Raw genomic sequence first — 21,636 nt, 5'->3', positions numbered from 1 at the left:
GGCCGGCGCCTGTCACATGTGATGTATTAAAGGAAACATTCTGCTTTTTGCGGAATGTTTCCTTTTTTGCGTTGTCTTTTCTTGAGATTTTTCACTGAATTTCTGTGGTTGATCGGGGAGAAACTCTCCATTTTCAACTTTTTCTTGGAGATTACGACTTTCAGAACCGATCCAGTTGAGGTTTTTCGGTTTATTTTCTGAGGTTTGAGGCAGTCTTTGGCCAAATCTTTGCAGATGCAGCTCATCTGGTCGAAGTTTTTCATCGGGACTCGGTCAGATGTCCACAGTAACTACATTGCGTAAGTCATTGGCAAATTTGAGAAAAGGCAAGTGGTCCACATGCCGATTTAGGGGCTTGTGGGTGAAATTCGCTTTCTCCTAGCATCTGAGATAAAGGATAGAGGGCGATTTCTTAACAATCCCTTTACGCTGCAAACGGATGAGCCGGAGGCTTTGTGCGCCTATCTCAAAAAGCACATCATCAGTCCAACGGGTAACCGGCACGGGGCGTCTTCGGTTGCCCCATGCCGTGCTGTTTCAAGGTCCGCCTGGTCTTGGTAGCCTTACTTTCCCTTGACACCCGCCGCCGTGATCAGCGGCTTCCAGACGTCAATTTGCGTGTCGACAAATTCGGTGAACTCAGCCGATGACAAAGGCTGATGCGTGATGCCAAGATCGTTCAGGGTGCTTGCCACTTCGGGTAATGCCAGAACTGCCAATGTGGTTTCGTGGATTTTGGCTGCGGTCTCTGGCGGGATGTTCGCCGGTCCGCTCAGGCCAACCCAATTTTCGATCACAATGTCATACCCTTGTTCTTTGAATGTGGGCACATCTGGCAGGCCTGGAAAACGGGCGGATGCAGCGATTGCAATGGCAACGGCCTCGCCATCTTCGATCATCTCTGAATTCTGCGCGACCATGTCATAGAAAGTGTCCAGAACCCCGGCGCGAAAATCCTGAATTGCTGGGGCGCTGCCTTGATAGGGGATGTGAAGAGTGTCGACATCCAGTTTTGCGTCCACAGCTTCACCAAGAATGTGGCTGATCGACCCTACCCCCGAAGAGCCATATGAGATCGAATGGGCTTTGGCGGCTTCCACAAATTCCGGTACATTGGTTATGCCGCTGTCAGGTTTGACAAATAACCCCGGCGCGGAGGCACCGATATACGCCACATGGGTAAAGTCATTCATGGGCGCGTAAGGCAGTTCGGCAAATTGTGTTGGTGCGATGGTGAAGGGAGCATTGTTGGCAATCATCAAAGTGGTGCCGTTGGCCTCCTGATCTGCCACAAAATCAGCGGCCACTGTACCTGCTGCGCCAGGACGGTTGTCGACCACGGCTTTTTGTCCAAAAGCCTCGTCCAGATGTTTGGCGAGCAGGCGTGCCACCAGATCAGATGTGCCACCGGGAGGAAAGGTCACAACAATGCGTACAGGTTCATCGCTCCATGCGCCGGGCTCGGCCAAGGCCAGGCTTGGGGGCAGTGTAACAACGGTGGCTGTGGTCAGCGCCAAAAGTGAACGTCGCGTGCGTGAGAGTGTCATGAAGAGGCTCCTGTGTTGGACGAGGTTTTATTTCGGAGGGGGGTGGTCTTGGGGGCGTGTGATCTGCGCAGGCTGGTCCATAGGCCAATGGTCAGGATCAACGCGGATACCATGAGAAGCCCGCCGCTGATGGGGCGTTCCAGAAACACCATGGCGTCGCCGCGCGACAACAGAAGGGCGCGACGCAGTTGCTCTTCCATCATCGGGCCAAGCACAAAGCCGATCAGCAATGGTGCTGGTTCAAATCGGTAAAGCCGCATCAGGTAGCCCGCGATCCCGAACAAGAGTGTCATCCAGATGTCAAAGACATTATTGTTGAGCGAGTAGACCCCGATGCAGATCAGAACGATGATCGCCGGGTACATCAGCTTGTACGGGATTTGCAGCAGCCGTACCCACATGCCGATCAGCGGGATGTTCAAGACCAGCAACATTATGTTGCCCACAAGGAAGCTTGCGACCAGCCCCCAGAACAGTTCCGTGTGCTCTGTCAGAATGCGTGGGCCGGGAGTAATGCCGTGTATCATCAGCGCACCAATCACCATGGCCATACTGGCACTGCCCGGCACCCCCAGCGTCAGGGTCGGGATGAAAGCGGTCTGCGTGGCAGAGTTATTGGCAGCTTCCGGCACGGCGACACCTTCTACCGCACCTTTGCCAAATTGTCCCTTGTTGCGGGACAGCTTCTTTTCAACCGCATACCCTACGGCTGACGCAACAGTCTGCCCCGTTCCGGGCAGTGCGCCAAAGAAGGAGCCTATCAAACCGCCGCGCCAAATGGGTCCCCAGGATACGCGCCATTCAGAGCCTGACGGATAGAATTTGTCATAGTCGATGTTCTGTCGCCCGCGACCTTCGCGATTGGCGCGGATGGAGGCGATTAATTCGCCCACCCCAAATAGTCCCATAGCAACGATCACCAGGTGCACCCCGTCGCGCAGTTCTGGAACCCCAAGGGTAAAGCGCAGATCTCCCGTGGTCAGATCGATGCCCACAGTCGACAGCATTAGCCCCGCGATCACCATGGCAATTCCGCGTAGGACACCGCCGTTGCTGACTGCAGAAGCAGCAATAAGACCAAGGAAGATGACCGAAAAATACTCGGCTGGACCAAATTGCAGGGCAAGATTCGCCAGCCCGGGCGAGAGAACAGCCATCACGATCATACCGATGATGCCGCCTCCAAATGAGGCGATGGACGTAATGAACAGTGCAACGCCAGCGCGTCCTCGCTGCGCCATCGGGTAGCCGTCGATGCAGGTGATCGAGGAGGAGGGCGTGCCGGGAATATTCATCAGGATGGATGCGATGGAGCCGCCATACTCGGCGCCATAGTAGACGCCTGCGATCATGACGATTGCAACCGTGGGCTCCAGATAGAAAGAGAGCGGAAGGATCATTGCAATTGCAGCCATGGACCCGATGCCGGGTAAGACGCCAATGAAGGTTCCCAGAAAAACTCCGACAAAACAGTACAGCAGGGTGTGTGGCTGCAGAACTGTGACAAGGCCGGTCGAGAAATTCGCAATCATGTCCATGGCTTAGATTCCCCGTATGGCTTTGAACGGGAGGCCAAGCGCCTGGATGAACAGCAGGTAGCTAAGGGTTGCCATAAAAAGCCCCAGTAAAACCTTGCCCCACCAAGGCAGACTGCGGTCCGGCGCGGATGCCGTGAGGACCGTCAAAAAGGTTGCAGGCAAGAGGCCAAACCGTTTCGTTACAAGCGCAAAGACTGATAGTGCTGCTGCAATGGCTAGAAACGAGATCCAGTCCGGCTGTTCTGACAGCTCGTGGTGCTGCAAGTCCTGCCATAGGATGGATGCAGCCAGTACAAGCAGCGCAAGACCCGAGAAAAAGGGGAATGCGCCCGTGCCAGGGCGAAACGGGCTGCCCAGTCCCAGGTCAAGCCCGCCAACCATGAAGTAAAAGCTGAGTGCGATCAGAAGGCCTGAGCCTGCGAGCCGTGCGGCCACCTGTGAGATGGTCGGTCGGTGTCCGGTCTCGGGTAAGATGCGCATCATAAGCCCCCGCGAAACAATGAATATCCCCAGGCCGTGAATTTGAACGGCAAATGATAGTGTTGCTGCGCATCCGCGACACCGAAATGGAAACGTACCAAATCCAGAAAAGCTGCGCTCTCTTGTGATGGGGAGGTGCCCGCGTAATAGGCACTGACCGCAAATTCAGCGATATACTGACCGGCAGTTATGTTCTGACCTTGAACTGTTGAGTGGTCGAACAGCCCGGTTTCTCCGCAGGTGCCAGAGGCCAGTTCGACCTCAATACCACTTTCCACCCGAATGAGTTTGACGGCCAATCCATAGGCTGGACGACCAGATGAAACGTCAACGGCGTGAATGGAAATCCCTCCGGCGCTCATTTCAGCGCTCCTTTTGCAAAGGCTTTCCGCACCCGAGCAGCGCTAACAGAGGTGATTTCGGCGCAGGCCTGGGCGATTTCATCGCTATGTTTGTTCGAAAGGCGCATTTCAAAGGCCTCAAGAATCTGTTCAATGGTGTCCATCCGATGCAGGGCAAGAATGAAGGGGAATTGAAACTTCGCCTGATAAGCCGCGTTCAGACGTGCAAGTGTCTTGCGTAATTCTGGTGAAGGCGCGGACAGGCCAAGGCGTCCTTGTTCATATTGAGAGGCATCGGTCATTGCCTCCGGTGTCGGTGGGGAAAGTTCTGGATGGGCGCGAAACAGAGACATCAGTTCGTCAGATGCCAGCTTTGAAATCTCTTCTCGAAGGGCGTCGATAATGGCCTCTGCCGAATGGAAGGGGCGGTGTCTCGCAACAGCGCGGGCAAGGTCCGGCGCGCGCTCTATAAAGGGCAGCAGCAACTCTGCGGCGATATGTTCGTCCGCATTGTTCAGTGTTTCCAGCGTTGTCTCTTGGGCAAACGGTATCACGGCCAGATCCTGTGAGGAAATTTTAACCTGAGCCTATTCAGCTGCCGCATTGCCATCTATGGCAAAATGAGCAACTCTGCATTCGCAAAAATAGAATGGAAACTCCTGCGTGGCCCTGCATCTTGTTCCCCGTCAACTGCGATATGTTCTGGCCGTTTCTGAATATGGGTCGGTGCAGGCAGCCTCACGCGCGCTGGGCATTGCAGCTTCGGCGATCGACAGGCAAATCAAAACGATGGAGGAGGCAAGCAATACACCCTTGTTTGAACGACTTCCGCGCGGCATGAAAACGACAGCCGCCGGTGAGGCGGTGATCGTGCTTGCACGCCGATGGCTTGCGGATGCTGAACGGCTCGAAGGCGGGTTGAAAGAAATGCGCGGGCAGGAGCATGGGACTGTTCGGCTGGCGGCCATGGACAGTTTGGTCAATGGCGTCCTGCCGGAATTGCTTTCGTGGGCGGTCCAAGAGCATCCACGAATTCACCTGGATATCGACATAGTGACGCCGACCCAGGCCGGGCAGGCTCTGGATGACGGAACAGTTGATCTGGTGCTGGCGTTTAACCTGCCTGGTGGGCGGTTCCAGCACCGGATTTGGGAGCAGGATTTGCCTTTTGGGTGTGTGGTGCGACCCGAACATGCGCTGGCCCAGTTGCAACAGGTGACTTTGGCTGATCTGTCGGAGGGAGCGACGGCCTCACAAAGTGCGCTGTTGCCGATCCGCAAGTATCTGGACAGCCGTCACGGGTGGCTTTTCGCTGAGAATGCTCCGGTTCTGGTTACAAATTCGCTGCAATTGCTCAAGCAATCGGTTCTTCAAAGCGATCTGGCGATCCTGACGTCGGAGTTGGATGTGCTTCCGGAGCTGGAAACTGGGACACTGATTTTTCTCAAACTGGAGGAGCCAAGCCTGCGGCCGCAGAACATCGCTCTGGCGATAGACACGCGTCGTCCGTTGATGCGTGCCACGCGCGTGATTGCGGATCGGCTGGCAGAGGTTCTTCCGCACAGACTGGAGATGCTGCGAAGCAGGCGCGAGGTTGACCGGTAGACAGGGGGCTAAGTGTCGCGTCAAAGTCGCGAAAGGCATTGCAGAAGCGTAACATCCCCCATGCCCGTTTTTCGCACCACGCCAGAGCGGTCAGATCAAGGAGCTGAAGTTTGCCAAGACAGGAAGCTGTCGGTCTTTGGGCGCCCGGGGGCATTTCTGTCAGATGCGCTTACGACTTGCGCGCGAGATCCGGGTGCGCCTGGGCGAATGCGTCAATCTGGCTGAGGTGCGCGGCAATTCGACGGATCTTGGGCATACGCGACAGATCAATGCCCCAGCGTTCTGCATTATATACCTGTGGCAGCAGACAGATATCGGCAAGAGTATGGCTCTCTCCAAAGCAATAGGTGCCGCCGTCCAGCATCGCCTCAAAGGCGCTCAGGCCGGGCGTGATGAACGTCTGCATCCAACTTTCCATTGTGATCCGATCACTCTGCGAGGAGCCGTATTTGGCGACGCGCAGATTGCAGACGGGGTGAATTTCCATGGCTATCGCGTGGGACAGGGCCCGGACGCGGGCGCGGCCTAGGGCATCGGTTGGTAGGAGGCCCAAACCACGCGTTTCGTCCAGATATTCGACAATCGCCAGAGACTGCGTCAAAACCTGCCCATCAATTTCCAAAACCGGCACTAGGCCTTGCGGATTGCTGGCCAGATGTTCGCTGCTGGTTTGTGCGCCTTGGACCAGATCAACGGGAAGGCTTGTCCAAGGGAGTTTTGCCAAACCCAATGCGATGCGCACCCGATAACTGGCTGTGGAGCGCCAGTAGTCATGCAATTCAATCATCTCATCCTCCAAGAGCGGTTTCATCTGACGTGGGCGCAGATTCGGCGGCTGCCTACGGGGGCGGACAGAGAGCGGCTCAAATTTTGAACGCCCTGGCAGTTAATTTGTCGTGGTTTTAAATTGTTATTGCGCACCGTTGCGTTTGCAATGAATGCTGTTGACTTTGTTGCATGTGCAATGAATATTTGTCAATAGAACACATCTGGGGCATCCCAGTGCCGAGGAGGAATGGATGACTGAAGCCACGACGATCAGCGGTTTGACCCGCGCCCCAAGCATTCCAGGGCCGCATGAGGGGTATATGCCGGGGTTCGCCAATGACTTTGAAACAGAGGCGCTTCCGGATGCTTTGCCGCAGGGGATGAACAGTCCGCAAAAATGCAATTATGGCCTATATGGCGAGCAGCTGTCAGGTACGGCCTTTACCGTTCACCCGCCTGAGCGTACCTGGACCTATCGTATTCGCCCCAGCGTCAAACATTCAGCGCGTTACACGCGCGTGGACATGCCGTTTTGGCGGTCTGCCCCTACAGTCAATGATGCGGTGAGCCTTGGTCAATATCGCTGGGGTCCGATCGAGCACAGCGACACGCCGCTCAACTGGATTACAGGCATGCGCACCATGACGACGGCAGGGGATGTGAATACTCAGGTCGGCATGGCCAGCCATGTCTATCTGGTGACTGAGAGTATGGTGGACGCGTATTTCTTTTCTGCCGACTCCGAGCTGTTGGTTGTACCACAAGAGGGGCGACTGCGCTTTTGCACAGAACTGGGTGTGATTGATCTTGAGCCCAAGGAAATTGCCATTCTGCCACGCGGTCTGGTTTATCGCGTCGAGGTGTTGGATGGGCCTTGTCGTGGGTTCGTCTGCGAGAACTACGGACAGAAATTCGAACTGCCAGCCCGCGGCCCGATTGGGGCCAACGCAATGGCCAACCCGCGTGACTTCAAAGCGCCTGTGGCAGCTTTTGAGGACCGCGAGGTGGAGAGCAAGATTACCATCAAATGGTGCGGGCAATTCCATGAAACCACTGTTGGACAATCGCCGCTGGATGTTGTGGCCTGGCACGGGAACTACGCGCCTTACAAATACGATCTGCGTGCTTATTGTCCGGTTGGGGCGATCTTGTTCGACCACCCGGATCCGTCGATCTTTACGGTGCTCACCGCGCCTTCAGGCAGCCCGGGCACAGCAAATATCGACTTTGTCCTGTTCCGTGAGCGCTGGATGGTGGCTGAAAACACCTTCCGACCCCCATGGTACCACAAGAATATTATGTCCGAGCTGATGGGCAATATTTACGGGGTCTATGACGCAAAACCCGATGGGTTTGTGCCGGGGGGGATGTCACTCCATAATATGATGCTGCCCCATGGTCCGGACAAGGATGCCTTTGAAGGGGCGTCGAATTCGAACCTCGGCCCGGACAAGTTAGACAACACAATGTCCTTTATGTTCGAGACCCGTTTCCCGCAGCACCTGACGTCCTTTGCCGCCAATGAGGCGCCGCTGCAGGACAATTACATCGACTGCTGGGACAGTCTTGAGAAGAAATTCGACGGAACACCGGGGCTAAAGTGAAATCGGCCTTGCGGGCGTGGGCTGTGGCGTACGCCCGAAGAACTATGTGAAGAAATCCGAACACCAGACAAGGGAAATGCGTAAAATGTCAGAGGTGAGATCGTGGGTCGAAACCGCGAACGGGGATACTGATTTTCCGATCCAGAACCTGCCTTATGGGGTCTTTGATGCGGGGCAGGGCGCGCGTATGGGCGTGGCCATTGGTGATATGATCCTGGATGTGGCCAAGGTCGATCATGGTTTGGATGCCGCATTGTTTGGCCACCCTTCCTGGAATGCGGTCATGGGCGCAGGTCAGGCGGTTTGGGGGGCTTTGCGCAGCCGTTTGACCGAATTGCTATCGGATGAAGCCTTCCGCAGCGCGGTTGAACCGCATCTGGTCAAACAGGCGGAAGCCAAGATGCTGATGCCCTTTGATGTGGCGGAGTATACTGATTTTTATGCAGGTAAGAACCATGCTGTGAACGTCGGAACCATGTTCCGAGGGGCAGAGAACGCGTTGCCACCGAACTGGCTGTCTATTCCGATTGGGTATAACGGCCGGGCGTCTTCGGTTGTTGTGTCAGGCACGGATGTGGTGCGCCCCTGGGGGCAGCTCAAGGGGCCGGATGACGAACTGCCGCGCTTTGGGACATGTGCCCGCTTCGATCTGGAACTGGAGATGGGCGCCATTGTGGGCACGCCGTCTGATGGTATGGTGTCGGTCGAAGAAGCCGATGATATGATCTTTGGGTATGTGCTGCTGAACGACTGGTCGGCGCGCGACATTCAGGCCTGGGAGTATCAACCTTTGGGCCCGTTCCAGGCCAAGGCAACGGCGACCTCTATCAGCCCTTGGATTGTGACCAAAGCGGCGCTGGCGCCGTTCCGCACCTCCACGCCTGAACGTGAACGCCCGCTGCTGCCCTATCTTCAGGAAAAGACGCCGATGCTTTTTGACATCGAGCTGGAGGTTGGTCTGAAGCCTGAAGGGCAGGACGAAAGCATCATCGCGCGCACCAACTACAATGAGATGTACTACTCAGCCGCACAGCAGCTGTGCCACCACACCACCTCGGGCTGTTCCATGCGGACCGGCGATCTGTTGGGGTCTGGGACCATCTCCGGTGCCACCAAAGACAGCCGCGGTTCCCTGCTGGAGCTAAGCTGGGGGGGCAAGGAGCCGCTGACACTGGAAACCGGAGAAAGTCGCAGCTTCCTGGAGGACGGCGACACTTTGACCTTGCGCGGCGCGGCCAAGGGCGACGGGTACCGCATTGGATTTGGCGATTGTACGGGCACTGTTCTGCCCGCAGTCGATCTGCCCGACTGGGCGAAATAAGAGATAAGGAAGATCAAGATGGCAAAGGCATTTGCGTCCCAAGGGGACATGGAAGAAAAGAAAATCAGCTTCACTCAGGTCGGCGAAGGGCTTTATGCCTTTACCGCTGAGGGCGATCCCAACACCGGCGTGATCATTGGCGATGACAGCGTGATGATTGTCGAAGCACAGGCAACCCCGCGTCTGGCACGTAAGGTCATTGAATGCGTGCGCACGGTCACCGACAAGCCGATCAGCCATCTGGTGCTCACCCACTATCACGCGGTGCGTGTTCTGGGCGCATCGGCTTATGGCGCGCGGGAGATCATCATGTCGGATACCGCTGCTGCCATGGTGGAAGAACGCGGTCAGGAAGATTGGGACAGCGAATTTGGCCGCTTCCCCCGCCTGTTCCAGGGGCACGAGGAAATCCCCGGCCTGACGCGTCCGACCACGACATTTAGCGACAGCATGACTGTGTACCTCGGCAAGCGCCGTGTGGACATCATGAAGCTGGGCCGGGCGCATACCGCTGGTGATGCCGTGATCTGGGTTCCGGATCAGGAGGTTATGTTCACCGGTGATATCGTAGAATATCATTCTGCATGCTACTGTGGGGACGGTCACTTCCAGGACTGGCCGGAAACGCTGGCGAATATCGCTGCATTTGAGCCGAAATCCATTGCGCCGGGTCGTGGTGATGCGCTGGTGGGCGAGGAAATGGTGGCCAAGGCGCTGGATGCCACGGCCGGCTTTATCGAGAGCACCTACAAGCCGGTGGCTCGGATTGTTGCTCGCGGCGGCACGCTGAAAGAAGCCTGGGATGCGGTGCGCGCGGAATGTGATCCGAAATTCGCAGACTATGCGATCTATGAACATTGCCTGCCGTTCAACGTGGCCCGTGCATTTGACGAGGCGCGCGGCATCGACACGCCCCGCGTCTGGACCGCAGAGCGCGATCAGCAAATGTGGGAAGACCTGCAGGGTTAATCCCTGCGTTTTCATCACAGGACCACGACGGGCGCGCCGCTTGAAACAGCGCCCGTCGCACCAACAGTGGGAGGAGCCGCACGATGTTGCAGGACCGCTATTCGCTTGCCTTCAAACTTTATCCATACGCCCGACGTGCTGATCAGGACGCGACCGAAGTTGTACGTCATCCGGTTGTGGTGATCGGGGCAGGGCCGATTGGTCTGGCGACCGCACTGGACCTGGGACGGCAGGGAAAGCCTGTTGTCGTGCTCGATGACCACGAAGGGGTGGGGCAGGGCAGCCGCGCCATCTGTTTTGCCAAACGTACGCTGGAGATCGCACAGCGTTACGGCTGTGGCCAGCCTATGGTCGACAAAGGCGTTGTCTGGAACCTGGGCAAAGTCTTCTTTGATGATCGCAAGATCTATGACTTTAACCTTCTGCCCGAAGATGGCCATCGCAATCCGGCCTTTATCAACCTTCAGCAGCCTTATTTTGAAAAATTCATCCACGATCAGATTGTTGCTGAAGTCGCCCAAGGGGCTCCGATAGATATTCGCGGGCAGAACCGGGTTGAAGCGATCACCTCTCAGGACCATCATGTGGTTCTGGATATCCTGACGCCAGAAGGTCCCTATCAGATCGAAGCGGACTGGGTGGTTGCTTGTGATGGTGCGTCGTCTCCCACCCGGGCGATGCTGGGGCTTGATTTTGAAGGTCGCGTGTTCGAGGACAGTTTCCTGATCGCCGACATCAAGATGAAAAATAACGCGTTTCCGACCGAGCGCTGGTTCTGGTTCGAACCCTATTTCAAGGCTGGTGCCTCGACCCTGTTGCATAAGCAGCCTGATGATGTCTGGCGTGTGGATTTCCAAATCGGCTGGGATGTAGACCGGAAGGAAGAGCTGAAGGAAGAAAACATCCGTAAGCGCCTTGATGCGCTGCTTGGTGACGATGCCGAGTATGAGATGGTCTGGTCTTCGATCTACACATTCCAGTGTCGCCGGATGAAAGAGTTCCGTCACGGTCGGGTGATCTTTGCCGGAGACGCTGCACATCAGGTGTCACCTTTTGGGGCCCGTGGGGCAAATTCCGGGATGCAGGACGTGGACAACCTGGGCTGGAAACTGGGGCTGGTGCTGGATGGCAAGGCGCCCGAGGCGCTGATTGACAGCTATCACGAGGAACGTGCGTTTGGGGCGGATGAAAACATCCTGAACTCCACACGGTCGACGGATTTCATAACGCCCAAATCAAAGACCAGCCATATGTTCCGTAACGCGGTTCTTGAACTGTCAGAGCATCTGGAGTTCCCGCGCAGTATTGTGAATTCGGGCCGTTTGTCCGTTCCATGTACCTATGATGGTTTGTCGCTAAACGGTCCGGATGTATTGGAAGGTGGGCCAGAGCGAACCCGGGTTGGAAGCCCGTGCCCGGATGCTCCACTTTCTGATGGGTTCCTTCTGGATCGTCTGGGCGGCGGCTTTGTCCTGATGACCATAAATGCAGACGCACCGGAGGCGCTGGATCTAGATGGGATCACGGTCACACGGCTCGCGCTCGACGAGGAGAACGCCTCTTTGAGCGAACGCTATTTGGGAACCGCGAAGTCGGCAGTCTATTTGATCCGACCGGACCAGCATGTTGCGGCCCGTTGGGGTTCCTATGAACATGCAGCGGTCGAAGCCGCGCTCAAAACAGCCTGTGCAAAAGAAGGGTAAATGATGTCTGATCTTAATCTGAAACCAAACCTTTCCGCGCCGGATGCGTTTTATGCAGAGCTGATAGCAACCCATGAGGGGCTGTCAGACGATGAAAGCGCGGCCCTGAATGCACGGCTGATCCTGATCCTTGCCAACCACATCGGTGACAGCGCTATGCTAAGTGCGGCTATGAAACTGGCCAAAGATCCGGCGTCAGAATAGTTCCAAGCGTGCGCAATAGAGCCACTATTGCGGGCGGCTTTTAAGGGGTGCTGGCGTGGTCCTTGTTGCCTTTGTGGTAACCACCAGACATGGGAACGCCCGCGTGACTGGCGCGTTGGTTTCGCCTTTTTTTGAGGATCACGGAACGGCGTGGGAAACGCTTGGTATGGGACCGCAGCATATGGGGAAACCTGCATCGCTCCTTTATGTGCCCCTCTACGGCATCCCTCCGAAGAAACCAAAATTACTTTACATCGCAAGTAAAATATTTTATTAACATCGCAACTTTTAACATCATGCAGGTTCGCAATGCCGCATTTTAGCATCGAATATTCGGCCAATCTTGAGGATGCGATTGATATTGCAGGCCTGTGTGAGGTGATCCGAAGCTGTGCTGCAATGATCGACACTTTTCCGACCGCTGGCATTCGGGTGCGGGCCATTCGTGTGGATCATTTTGCCATTGCAAACGGTGACCCAAGGCATGGGTTCATTGATGTATCAATCCGGTTGCGGGCTGGGCGCCCTCAGGACGTAAAAGAGGATGCGGCCCAGCGTATTTTCACAGCCGCCAAGGATTTTGTCGCGCCGTATATGGAGCGCAACTCGCTCGCCCTGTCGCTGGAGCTGCGAGACATCGACCCGCAGCTCTCCCCGAAAACCGGCACGATCCGAGACCATTTGGAGAACTGATATGAGCCAACGAGATACAAACATCGAGAAACTGAACGGCTATCTGGAGCGGTTTCGCGAGACGGGCATTTTGAACCGCATTGCCGGTGAAGATGTGCCTGGCTCGGCCGGGGTTTATCAGAACGCAACCCCCATCGATAAATCGGTTATTTGTGACGTGGCTCATGGGACTGCGACGGATATCGACGCGGCTGCCAAGGCGGCGCACGCTGCTTTTGCGGAATGGCGCGATATGCCTGCGTTGGAGCGCAAGAAGATCTTGATCAAAATAGCAGAAGGCATCGAGGCGCGCGCAGAAGAGATCGCGTTGTGTGAATGCTATGACACCGGCCAGACCCTGCGGTTCATGTCCAAAGCCGCGCTGCGAGGTGCAGAGAACTTCCGCTATTTCGCGGATCAGGTGGTTGAAGCGCGTGACGGCCAGCACTTGAAATCGCCGACGCTGATGAACATTACCACCCGTACGCCTATTGGCCCGGTTGGGGTAATCACCCCATGGAACACACCCTTTATGCTGTCGACGTGGAAAATCGCCCCTGCGTTGGCAGCAGGTTGCACAGTGGTCCACAAGCCTGCTGAAGCATCGCCGCTGACGGCGCGTCTGCTGGTGGAAATCGCCGAGGAAGCAGGTCTGCCCAAAGGGGTTCTGAACACCGTAAACGGCTTTGGCGAAGATGCGGGTAAAGCGCTGACAGAGCATCCGTTGATCAAGGCGATTGCTTTTGTCGGCGAAAGCCGCACGGGGTCCATCATCACCAAACAGGGTGCGGATACGCTGAAGCGGATGCATCTGGAGTTGGGCGGCAAGAACCCGGTCATCGTTTTTGATGACGCGGATCTGGAGCGCGCGCTGGATGCGGTGATCTTCATGATCTACTCAATCAACGGTGAACGTTGCACGTCGTCGTCGCGATTGCTCATCCAAGATACGATCAAGGACGCGTTCGAAGCCAAACTGATCGAACGCGTGAACAATATCAAAGTTGGCCACCCGCTGGATCCCACCACCGAGATCGGCCCCATTGTCACTGAAGAGCACTATAACAAGGTGACATCCTACTTTGATATCGCCAGGGAAGACGGCGCAACCATCGCTGCCGGAGGCGAGACAATCGGAAGCGAGGGGTATTTTGTCCGTCCCACATTGTTCACCAATGCAAACAACAATATGCGCATCGCTCGTGAGGAGATCTTTGGTCCGGTTCTGACGTCAATTCCGTTCAGCACCGAAGAGGAAGCGCTGTCGATCGCAAACGACACGGAGTACGGTCTGACCGGTTATGTCTGGACCAAAGATCTGACGCGTGCTCTGCGGATGACCGACAAGATCGAGGCAGGCATGATCTGGGTGAACTCCGAAAATGTGCGCCACCTGCCAACACCCTTTGGCGGCGTAAAGGCCTCTGGTATTGGGCGCGACGGCGGCGACTGGAGCTTTGATTTCTACATGGAGCAAAAGCACATCGGTTTTGCCCTTGGTGATCACAAGATCATGCGTCTGGGCGTTCAGTAAACCTCAGATCACATCAAACGTCGTGGGCACCTGATCCGGTTCCGCGCCTTTGAAAACCGGGGAAACGCGCAAATTTACACGAGAGGAGGAGACGATGGGAGAACTTGTTCTCGCAGCAAAAATGACCCATGTGCCGACGATGCTCATGTCCGAGCAGGAGGGGCCCGTCAAAGGCAAACGTCAGCCTGCCATTGATGGTCACCGGGAGATCGCGCGCCGGGCCAAAGACCTGGGCGCAACTACGGTGGTGATCTGTGACACGCACTGGGTGTTGAACGCTGGTTTCCACATCAATGCCAACGACCGGTTCGAGGGGGTTTTTACGTCAAATGAATTCCCGCAATTCATCCAGAACCTGCAGTACGGCTACAAGGGTAATCCGGCGCTTGGGGATGCTATAGCGCGGATCGCATCCAAGAACGGAGCCTATACGCTGGCCCATCATCTGGACAGTCTGGAGCTGGAGTACGGGACCCTGGTCCCGATGCGGTTTATGAGCCGGGAGCATGAGATGAAGGTTGTCTCCATCGGGGCGTGGTGCACCGTTCATGATCACGAAGAAAGCCGTATTGTCGGAGAGGCGATCCGTCAGGCCATCGAGGAAAGTGATGAAAAAGTTCTGCTTGTCGCCTCGGGCAGTCTCAGCCACAAGATCTGGGCAAACAAGGATTATGCCGCCAATAACGGCACCTTTACCATCAGCTCGGAATTCAACCGCCAGATGGATTTGCACGTCCTTGAAATGTGGAAACGCGGCGATCACGCGACCTTTCTGAAGATGCTTGGTGACTATGCCAATTTTTGCTGTGGCGAAGGCTCCATGCATGACACAGCCATGCTTTATGGTGCACTTGGCTGGGACACATACGACGCGCCCTGCGAAGTCGTGACCGAGTATTTCCCGTCTTCAGGCACGGGGCAGACCAACGTAATTTTCCCTGTTCGATAGGAGAGCCGAACATGCCAGTCCCCGCGCCGAACCTTTATCCGGATTTCAATACCATCCGGTTGAGCCACGCTTGTCTGAATGTCAAAGATCTGGCGGCCTCCAAGAAATTCTATACTGAAATTCTTGGACTGCAGGTGACAGACGAAACTGACACACATGTTTATCTGCGTGCAATGGAAGAACGTGGGCACCATTGTGTGATCCTGCAGAAATCGGATCAGCCGGGCACAGTGGAAGTCATGGGGTTCAAAACCTTTGACGATGATGATCTCGACAAAGCGGAGGCGTTCTTTCAGTCAAAAGGGCGGCCGACCGAGTGGGTGGATCGTCCCTATCAGGGCCGCACACTGCTGACGTCGGACAACATGGGTATCCCGCTTGAATTTTATCACAAAATGGATCGGCTGGAGCCGATTCACCAGAAATATGCGCTTTACCGTGGTGTGAAGCCACTGCGGATTGATCACTTCAACTGCTTTTCTTCCAATGTGGATGAAAGCGTTGCCTTCTATTCCGAGTTCGGCTTTCGGGTGACTGAATATACTGAAGATGATGAAAGCAAGCGTCTTTGGGCGGCTTGGATGCATCGCAAGGGCGGTGTACATGACATGGCGTTCACCAATGGCACCGGCCCACGTATGCACCATGTGGCCTTCTGGGTTCCAACCCCGCTGAACATCATCGACCTGCTCGATCTGATGTCGACATCCGGGTATGTCGACAACATTGAACGCGGTCCGGGGCGTCATGGTATCTCCAACGCATTCTTCCTGTACATCCTTGATCCCGATGGGCACCGGATTGAGATTTACTGCTCTGATTATCAGACAGTTGATCCGGACCTGGAGCCGATCAAATGGGACCTGAAGGATCCGCAGCGTCAGACCCTGTGGGGAGCACCGGCCCCCAGAAGCTGGTTTGAGCACGGTACAGAATTTATCGGCGTTGAAACCAAAAACTCTGATATCAAGGCCAGCCCAATTATCGCGCCGTAAGCACGCAAGCGAGGGCATATGTTGAACCTGAAAAAAACCTGGCTTGCTGCGTCAGACCGCTCTGGCGGGGACAAAAGTTGGCCCGGCCCGGGGCGGAGCCAGGGGAAGCAGCCAGTTTCGTTCCTGCGGACGCGATTTCGATGAGTTTATGGCGTGCAAATACGTCGACATGGGTGGGATTATGATGGGCGAAGAGGTGGCCAAATGAACTGGGATGAGTTTTCGGACTGGGGAGCGAAGATCTCCGAATGGGCGGCCGATTATCATAAGTCATTGGCGGACCGTCCTGTTCGGGCTCAGACCCAACCTGGCGACATCGCGGCCCAGCTGCCGAGCTCTCCTCCGGAGGGCGGGGAGGCTATGGAGGCAATTATGGCTGATTTTGAACAGATCGTTATGCCTGGCATGACCCACTGGCAGCACCCGCGTTTCTTTGCCTATTTCCCGGCCAATGCAGCACCGCCGTCAATGCTGGCAGAAATGCTGGTCACCACCATCGCTGCGCAGTGTATGCTGTGGCAGACCTCTCCTGCCGCAACCGAAGTCGAAGGTGCTATGGTCGACTGGCTGCGTCAGGCGCTAGACCTTCCGCAAGGGTATACCGGTGTTATTCAGGACAGCGCGTCATCGGCAACATTGTCTGCGGTTCTCACGATGCGAGAGCGCGCAACCGGGTTTACCGGAAACCGCGAAGGTCTTGCGGCAAAGGGTAATCTGCGCATCTATTGCTCTGATCAGGTGCACAGCTCGATCGATCGTGCCTGTTGGGTTGCAGGGATCGGTCAGGACAATCTGATCAAGGTACCGACCCAAGGCGCACGTCATGCCATTGATGTTGACGCGCTGCGTCACGCCATTCGGTCCGACCGCGCCGCAGGACACATTCCTGCCGGTATCATCGCAATTACCGGCGGCACTGGTATCGGAGCCTGCGACGCGCTTGCTCCTGTATTGGCGGTGGCAACGGAAGAAGATCTTTATACGCATCTGGATGCGGCCTGGGCCGGGTCTGCAATGATCTGCCCTGAGTTTCATGCAGACTTCTGGGCCGGAGTGGATGGGTACGACAGCATAGTCTTCAACCCGCACAAATGGCTTGGCGCGCAGTTTGACTGCTCTGTCCAGTTCCTGCGCGATGCAGGCCCACAGCTCAATACGCTCAAGATCGAGCCTGAATATCTGAAAACCACAGGTGCCGAGGTTACCAATTATTCCGAGTGGACAATCCCCTTGGGGCGCAGGTTCCGGGCGCTCAAGATCTGGTTCCTGATACGGGCCTATGGTCTGGAGGGCCTTCGGACGCGGATCCGCAATCATGTGGCCTGGGCCGGCGAGATTTGCGAGGAAATCCGCGCAATGGAGGGTTTCGAGATTGTAACCGAGCCGATCTTATCCCTGTTTTCGTTTCGCTGTCCGGGCGATGACGCAGCCCAGCAACGTTTGGTTGATGCGCTGAACGACGATGGTCGTATCTATCTGACACAGGGGGCCTTTAACGGGCAGAAAATTATCCGTTTTCAGGTCGGCCAGTTCGATACCACCCGTAACGACGTGATGATGGCCGGCGACGTCATCCAGGACGTCTGGAGGAAAATCAAATGAAGTATGCAACCTATTCATCCGGCGGCGAAACCTTCTATGGTGCTGTAACCCACGAAGGCATGATTTCACTGAACGACGCTTTTCCCCAATGGCCGACCTTGCTGGACGTGATCCAGGCCGGGGCGCTGGATCAGCTGGCAGGGGCAGTTGCGGGGAAGGAGGTGTCCCACACCGACTTCCAATACGAAATGGTCATGCCCAATGCCCCGCGTATTCTTTGTGTCGGAGTAAATTTTCCGGATCGCAATGCGGAATACAAAGACGGATCATCCCAACCGAAATACATGTCGCTGTTCCCGCGATTTGCCTCTGGGTTTACCGGGCATGGCCGCAATCTGGTCCGCCCACCGGAGAACCACACCCTGGACTATGAGGGAGAAGTGGTCATCGTGATCGGCAAGGGCGGTCGCCGGATCAAACAGGAAGATGCTTATGATCACATTGCTGCGCTGACCTTGTGTAACGAAGGGACCATTCGGGATTGGGTTCGCCATGCAAAGTTCAATGTGACCCAAGGCAAGAACTGGGACAACTCTGGTGCAATTGGTCCCTGGCTTGTGCCCTTCACCGATGCCAAGCAACTGGACGATGCACGCATTGTCACGCGCGTGAATGGTGAGGTTCGCCAAGACGATGTTGTGTCGCGCATGATGTTCCCGATCCGCCGCGAGATTGAATATATCTCAACCTTCATGACGCTGAAGCCCGGCGACATGATTGTGACCGGCACCCCCACAGGCGCAGGCGCGCGCTTTGATCCGCCCAGATACCTGAAACCCGGTGATGTGGTCGAGATCGAAGTCGAGGGCATTGGCCTTCTGCGCAACGGTGTCGAGGATGAAGTTGTATGACCCCTGAAGATCATGCCGCCGCCGCCGCCGCGCTTTTGAAGGCCGAAGAAAGCCGCGTACAGATCGGTCTGCTCACACTTCAGCACCCCGAAATGGGGATGGATGATGCCTATGCGGTTCAAAACGCGATCTATCGCGCAAAGCTTGCAGCGGGACAAAAGGTCATCGGCTGGAAGATTGGCCTGACGTCAAAAGCAATGCAATACGCGCTGAATATCGACATTCCTGACAGCGGAATATTGTTTGACGATATGGTGTTTGAAAATGGCGCGACGGTTCCTGCGGGGCGTTTTATTCAGCCCCGGATCGAGGCAGAGATTGCCTTTGTCATGAAGGACGCGATTGGCGGAGAGAACGTCACCCGTGAAGATGTGGTCGCTGCAACGGATTTTGTCGCGCCGTCGATCGAAATTCTGGACACCCGTATTGTGCGACAGGACAAGGCCACAGGCCAAACGCGCAAAGTGTTTGATACCATCAGCGACAACGCGGCCAACGCTGGTATCGTTCTGGGCGCGCAACAGCACAAGAACGATGCTTTTGACCTACGCTGGGTTGGCGCGCTGACGTTTCGCAACGGCGAAATCGAGGAAACCGGGCTGGGGGCAGGGGTATTGAACGACCCTGTCGAAAGTGTAGTCTGGCTTGCCCGTCGCATGGCGGCGTATGGTCAGAAAATCGAGCCCGGCCAGGTGATCCTGTCCGGCAGCTTTATTCGCCCGGTAGAATGCCCCGGTGGCAGCCAAATTCACGCCGATTTCGGGGCCTTCGGCTCTGTCGACATCAAGTTCGCTTAAAGGAGACGCCCATGCCTGCACCTCATAACCCGTTCAAAGCCGCCTTGAATGCGGGAGAATTGCAACTGGGCTGCTGGCTGGGTCTGGCTGATCCTTATGTCGCTGAAATCAGTGCCCATGCGGGCTTTGACTGGCTTTTGCTGGATGGCGAACACGCACCGAATGATCTGCGTTCGCTATTGGCGCAGGCGCAGGTGATCGCCGCCTCCAGCAGCCACCCGGTGGTACGGCCTGTGATTGGCGAGACGTGGATGATCAAACAGCTTTTGGACGCGGGCATTCAATCACTCTTGGTGCCGATGGTCGAAAGCGCTCAGCAGGCCCGGGAACTGGTGGCGGCCGTCACCTATCCCCCGCATGGTGCGCGCGGAGTTGGCGCGGCCCTGGCTCGGGCTTCCCAGTTCTCGGCGATCCCGGATTATCTTCAGACTGCCCGAGACGAAATCTGTCTGCTGGTCCAGGTCGAGAACCTCAAAGGAATGGCAGAGCTGGATGAGATTTTGCAAGTAGACGGCATTGATGGTGTCTTTATCGGCCCCTCTGATCTGGCTGCAGATATGTGTCATATCGGCGATGCGGGTCATCCTGAGGTAAAAGCTGCGGTTCTTGATGCGCTCAAACGCATTAAAGCAGCAGGAAAAGCGCCGGGTATTCTGACCCTCGACCCTGAGATGCAAAAGACTTGTGCTGAAATTGGAGTCACATTTCTGGCGACCGACATTGATGTGACGATGTTTGCCAAGGCGATCCGGAATAGCGCTGATGTAGCAAAGGCTTTGCGCAAATAGGTATTTGGCCAAATTGATTTGCACAGTACAAAGACAGGCCGAGGACCCAGCCCATCTGTGCCATTGGTGATGTTCACGGTCAGCATGAGATGTTGAAAGCAGTACTGAACCTTCGCCAAGACAAAGGCCGCGAGATCGCGCGTGAAAAGGGCTGGGACTATCACGTCCTGCGTTCAAACTGGCTGGAAATGGCGACAGAGGAAGCCACCAAAGGCAACCCGCCCAAAAATGCCGGCGCGGCCTTCATTGGGTACTTTAAGAAACAGAAATCATTGAGGTAGAAGGTTTGAAACCATGCCGTATTACATTGAAAAGAAAGCTCTATCGCCACTATCAAGAACATTAATCAGCGAGGATCGATTAAAGGCGCTTCTAAAACTATCCGTAAACGGCTTCAGCACCGGTTTACCGTCCCATGTACGGATGCGGATTAGACATAATCCAGTCGATGACTACAAAGGTTTCCATGTTCCAGTATCCATTTCATTTGGATGGTCCGGTCGAGAGGATCCTACATACCATCTAATCTTTATCGGCGATGAAGTTGACGCCCGTGTCTCAATCCCCTCGGGCACTGAATCTCCATGGATTGCAGAAGACCAACCATCTTTGGATTCAATTGAAGATTATTGGAAACCAATCCAACACGCCGACGAAGTAAAGAATATGTTAGAGGTCTTTGAAATCGTTGAGAAGCACGCACTTGCTCATCACTATGATGGCCTCACAGAAGATGAAAAGCTCAAACACATCAAACGTGAAGATGTCAATTTGCAATCTCTTTACACGCTCTGCAAAATACTAGGAGCAGGCAGTAAAGAAGCGTCAAACTACATTGAAGATCATGTCATCTTTTCCGCTTATAATCCCCACAATTACCTAAAGAAAAATAACCTACTGGAAGGAATGACGCTTGATCAGTGTCAACATTTTTCATGGCGCAACATCCTATATGGTGGCAATAGTTATTTCCGTCAGAACCACTACCTCTGTGAACTTGACTGGAAAATAGAAGCTGCTGATGTTTCATGGAACATCAACGCCTTGGCATCGGCGCGAAGATTGAAAACCTTTCGGAAATTAGAAATTTCACAAGAAGAAGGTATGTATTCAACAGAACACTACCTGGATAAAGCCGCCGCGATACTTGCCAAGTCTAAAACAACAATCGCCTTCATCGACGAGCTTGGTGACTCCTATCTCTTTACTTTGTTGGAAAACAGGGAGCTTCGAGAATTTGTGAAAGCTGGGCAAGAGCTTGACCTTGATTGCAGTGCTCTAGCAGTATCAAAACAAGGTGGCTGGCTCAAAAGCCTATTTTCTTGAAACTTCATCGCAAAAATCTTTTCCAAAATCCTTTATTCTCTG

The 21,636-nt window shown here is 55.2% G+C and carries 22 protein-coding genes; 16 read left to right on the top strand and 6 right to left on the bottom strand.

Annotated features, from left to right (window positions below; all coding sequences use genetic code 11):
• Positions 1-563: 563 nt before the first annotated feature.
• Genes ACXAEW_RS18940 through uraD form a run of 5 tightly spaced genes read right to left on the bottom strand, consistent with a single transcriptional unit; the run spans position 564 to position 4,460 of the window.
• Complete coding sequence (locus tag ACXAEW_RS18940) at positions 564-1,547, bottom strand: Bug family tripartite tricarboxylate transporter substrate binding protein (RefSeq protein WP_474942807.1); 984 nt, start codon at positions 1,545-1,547, stop codon at positions 564-566.
• Complete coding sequence (locus ACXAEW_RS18935) at positions 1,544-3,085, bottom strand: tripartite tricarboxylate transporter permease (protein WP_474942806.1); 1,542 nt, start codon at positions 3,083-3,085, stop codon at positions 1,544-1,546. Before ACXAEW_RS18935 ends, ACXAEW_RS18940 begins: the two co-directional genes overlap by 4 nt.
• A gap of 3 nt (positions 3,086-3,088) precedes the next feature.
• Positions 3,089-3,565, bottom strand: coding sequence for a tripartite tricarboxylate transporter TctB family protein (locus tag ACXAEW_RS18930; protein WP_474942805.1), 477 nt, complete (start codon positions 3,563-3,565; stop codon positions 3,089-3,091).
• Positions 3,565-3,927 (bottom strand): hydroxyisourate hydrolase, encoded by a 363-nt coding sequence (locus ACXAEW_RS18925; RefSeq protein WP_474942804.1) that lies wholly within the window; start codon positions 3,925-3,927, stop codon positions 3,565-3,567. Before ACXAEW_RS18925 ends, ACXAEW_RS18930 begins: the two co-directional genes overlap by 1 nt.
• A complete protein-coding gene (uraD, locus tag ACXAEW_RS18920) occupies positions 3,924-4,460 on the bottom strand; it encodes a 2-oxo-4-hydroxy-4-carboxy-5-ureidoimidazoline decarboxylase (RefSeq protein WP_474942803.1) in 537 nt (178 codons plus the stop codon). The genes ACXAEW_RS18925 and uraD overlap by 4 nt, the downstream gene beginning before the upstream one ends.
• Before the next feature lie 109 nt (positions 4,461-4,569).
• On the opposite strand from uraD, the gene ACXAEW_RS18915 reads away from it, so the two are divergent.
• Positions 4,570-5,511: a LysR family transcriptional regulator gene (locus ACXAEW_RS18915; RefSeq protein ID WP_474942802.1), complete on the top strand. Its 942-nt coding sequence runs from the start codon at positions 4,570-4,572 to the stop codon at positions 5,509-5,511.
• 169 nt (positions 5,512-5,680) lie between these two features.
• Here ACXAEW_RS18915 and maiA read toward each other — a convergent pair whose 3' ends face one another.
• Positions 5,681-6,298: a maleylacetoacetate isomerase gene (maiA, locus tag ACXAEW_RS18910; RefSeq protein ID WP_474942801.1), complete on the bottom strand. Its 618-nt coding sequence runs from the start codon at positions 6,296-6,298 to the stop codon at positions 5,681-5,683.
• A 232-nt stretch (positions 6,299-6,530) separates the two neighbouring features.
• Between maiA and hmgA the strand changes: the two genes are divergently transcribed.
• The 15 genes from hmgA (at position 6,531) to ACXAEW_RS18835 (ending at position 21,594) form a co-directional block, all read left to right on the top strand.
• On the top strand, positions 6,531-7,883 hold the full coding sequence (gene hmgA, locus ACXAEW_RS18905) for a homogentisate 1,2-dioxygenase (RefSeq protein WP_474942800.1): 1,353 nt from the start codon (positions 6,531-6,533) through the stop codon (positions 7,881-7,883).
• Positions 7,884-7,968: 85 nt separating this feature from the next.
• Positions 7,969-9,204 (top strand): fumarylacetoacetase, encoded by a 1,236-nt coding sequence (gene fahA / locus ACXAEW_RS18900; RefSeq protein WP_474942799.1) that lies wholly within the window; start codon positions 7,969-7,971, stop codon positions 9,202-9,204.
• A gap of 18 nt (positions 9,205-9,222) precedes the next feature.
• A complete protein-coding gene (locus tag ACXAEW_RS18895) occupies positions 9,223-10,173 on the top strand; it encodes an MBL fold metallo-hydrolase (RefSeq protein ID WP_474942798.1) in 951 nt (316 codons plus the stop codon).
• 83 nt (positions 10,174-10,256) lie between these two features.
• On the top strand, positions 10,257-11,876 hold the full coding sequence (locus ACXAEW_RS18890; RefSeq protein WP_474942797.1) for an FAD-dependent oxidoreductase: 1,620 nt from the start codon (positions 10,257-10,259) through the stop codon (positions 11,874-11,876).
• A gap of 3 nt (positions 11,877-11,879) precedes the next feature.
• On the top strand, positions 11,880-12,080 hold the full coding sequence (locus ACXAEW_RS18885; RefSeq protein WP_474943069.1) for a DUF2783 domain-containing protein: 201 nt from the start codon (positions 11,880-11,882) through the stop codon (positions 12,078-12,080).
• A 309-nt stretch (positions 12,081-12,389) separates the two neighbouring features.
• Complete coding sequence (locus tag ACXAEW_RS18880) at positions 12,390-12,773, top strand: 5-carboxymethyl-2-hydroxymuconate Delta-isomerase (RefSeq protein ID WP_474942796.1); 384 nt, start codon at positions 12,390-12,392, stop codon at positions 12,771-12,773.
• A 1-nt stretch (position 12,774) separates the two neighbouring features.
• A complete protein-coding gene (hpaE, locus tag ACXAEW_RS18875) occupies positions 12,775-14,286 on the top strand; it encodes a 5-carboxymethyl-2-hydroxymuconate semialdehyde dehydrogenase (RefSeq protein ID WP_474942795.1) in 1,512 nt (503 codons plus the stop codon).
• Positions 14,287-14,380: 94 nt separating this feature from the next.
• On the top strand, positions 14,381-15,235 hold the full coding sequence (gene hpaD / locus ACXAEW_RS18870) for a 3,4-dihydroxyphenylacetate 2,3-dioxygenase (protein WP_474942794.1): 855 nt from the start codon (positions 14,381-14,383) through the stop codon (positions 15,233-15,235).
• 11 nt (positions 15,236-15,246) lie between these two features.
• On the top strand, positions 15,247-16,230 hold the full coding sequence (gene hpaD, locus ACXAEW_RS18865; RefSeq protein WP_474942793.1) for a 3,4-dihydroxyphenylacetate 2,3-dioxygenase: 984 nt from the start codon (positions 15,247-15,249) through the stop codon (positions 16,228-16,230).
• A gap of 204 nt (positions 16,231-16,434) precedes the next feature.
• A complete protein-coding gene (locus ACXAEW_RS18860; RefSeq protein ID WP_474942792.1) occupies positions 16,435-17,832 on the top strand; it encodes a pyridoxal phosphate-dependent decarboxylase family protein in 1,398 nt (465 codons plus the stop codon).
• Positions 17,829-18,683 (top strand): fumarylacetoacetate hydrolase family protein, encoded by an 855-nt coding sequence (locus ACXAEW_RS18855; protein ID WP_474942791.1) that lies wholly within the window; start codon positions 17,829-17,831, stop codon positions 18,681-18,683. The genes ACXAEW_RS18860 and ACXAEW_RS18855 overlap by 4 nt, the downstream gene beginning before the upstream one ends.
• Positions 18,680-19,480, top strand: coding sequence for a 2-oxo-hept-4-ene-1,7-dioate hydratase (gene hpaH / locus ACXAEW_RS18850; RefSeq protein WP_474942790.1), 801 nt, complete (start codon positions 18,680-18,682; stop codon positions 19,478-19,480). Before ACXAEW_RS18855 ends, hpaH begins: the two co-directional genes overlap by 4 nt.
• Before the next feature lie 11 nt (positions 19,481-19,491).
• Positions 19,492-20,268: an aldolase/citrate lyase family protein gene (locus tag ACXAEW_RS18845; RefSeq protein WP_474942789.1), complete on the top strand. Its 777-nt coding sequence runs from the start codon at positions 19,492-19,494 to the stop codon at positions 20,266-20,268.
• An 89-nt stretch (positions 20,269-20,357) separates the two neighbouring features.
• Positions 20,358-20,549 (top strand): hypothetical protein, encoded by a 192-nt coding sequence (locus ACXAEW_RS18840; RefSeq protein ID WP_474942788.1) that lies wholly within the window; start codon positions 20,358-20,360, stop codon positions 20,547-20,549.
• 13 nt (positions 20,550-20,562) lie between these two features.
• Positions 20,563-21,594 (top strand): DUF6630 family protein, encoded by a 1,032-nt coding sequence (locus ACXAEW_RS18835; RefSeq protein ID WP_474942787.1) that lies wholly within the window; start codon positions 20,563-20,565, stop codon positions 21,592-21,594.
• Positions 21,595-21,636: the final 42 nt, after the last annotated feature.

It is taken from the genome of Epibacterium sp. ABZ3_068, from assembly GCF_056159265.1.
The sequence above is the reverse complement of the archived record's forward strand: the minus strand, read 5'-3'. Positions and strand labels throughout refer to the sequence as shown.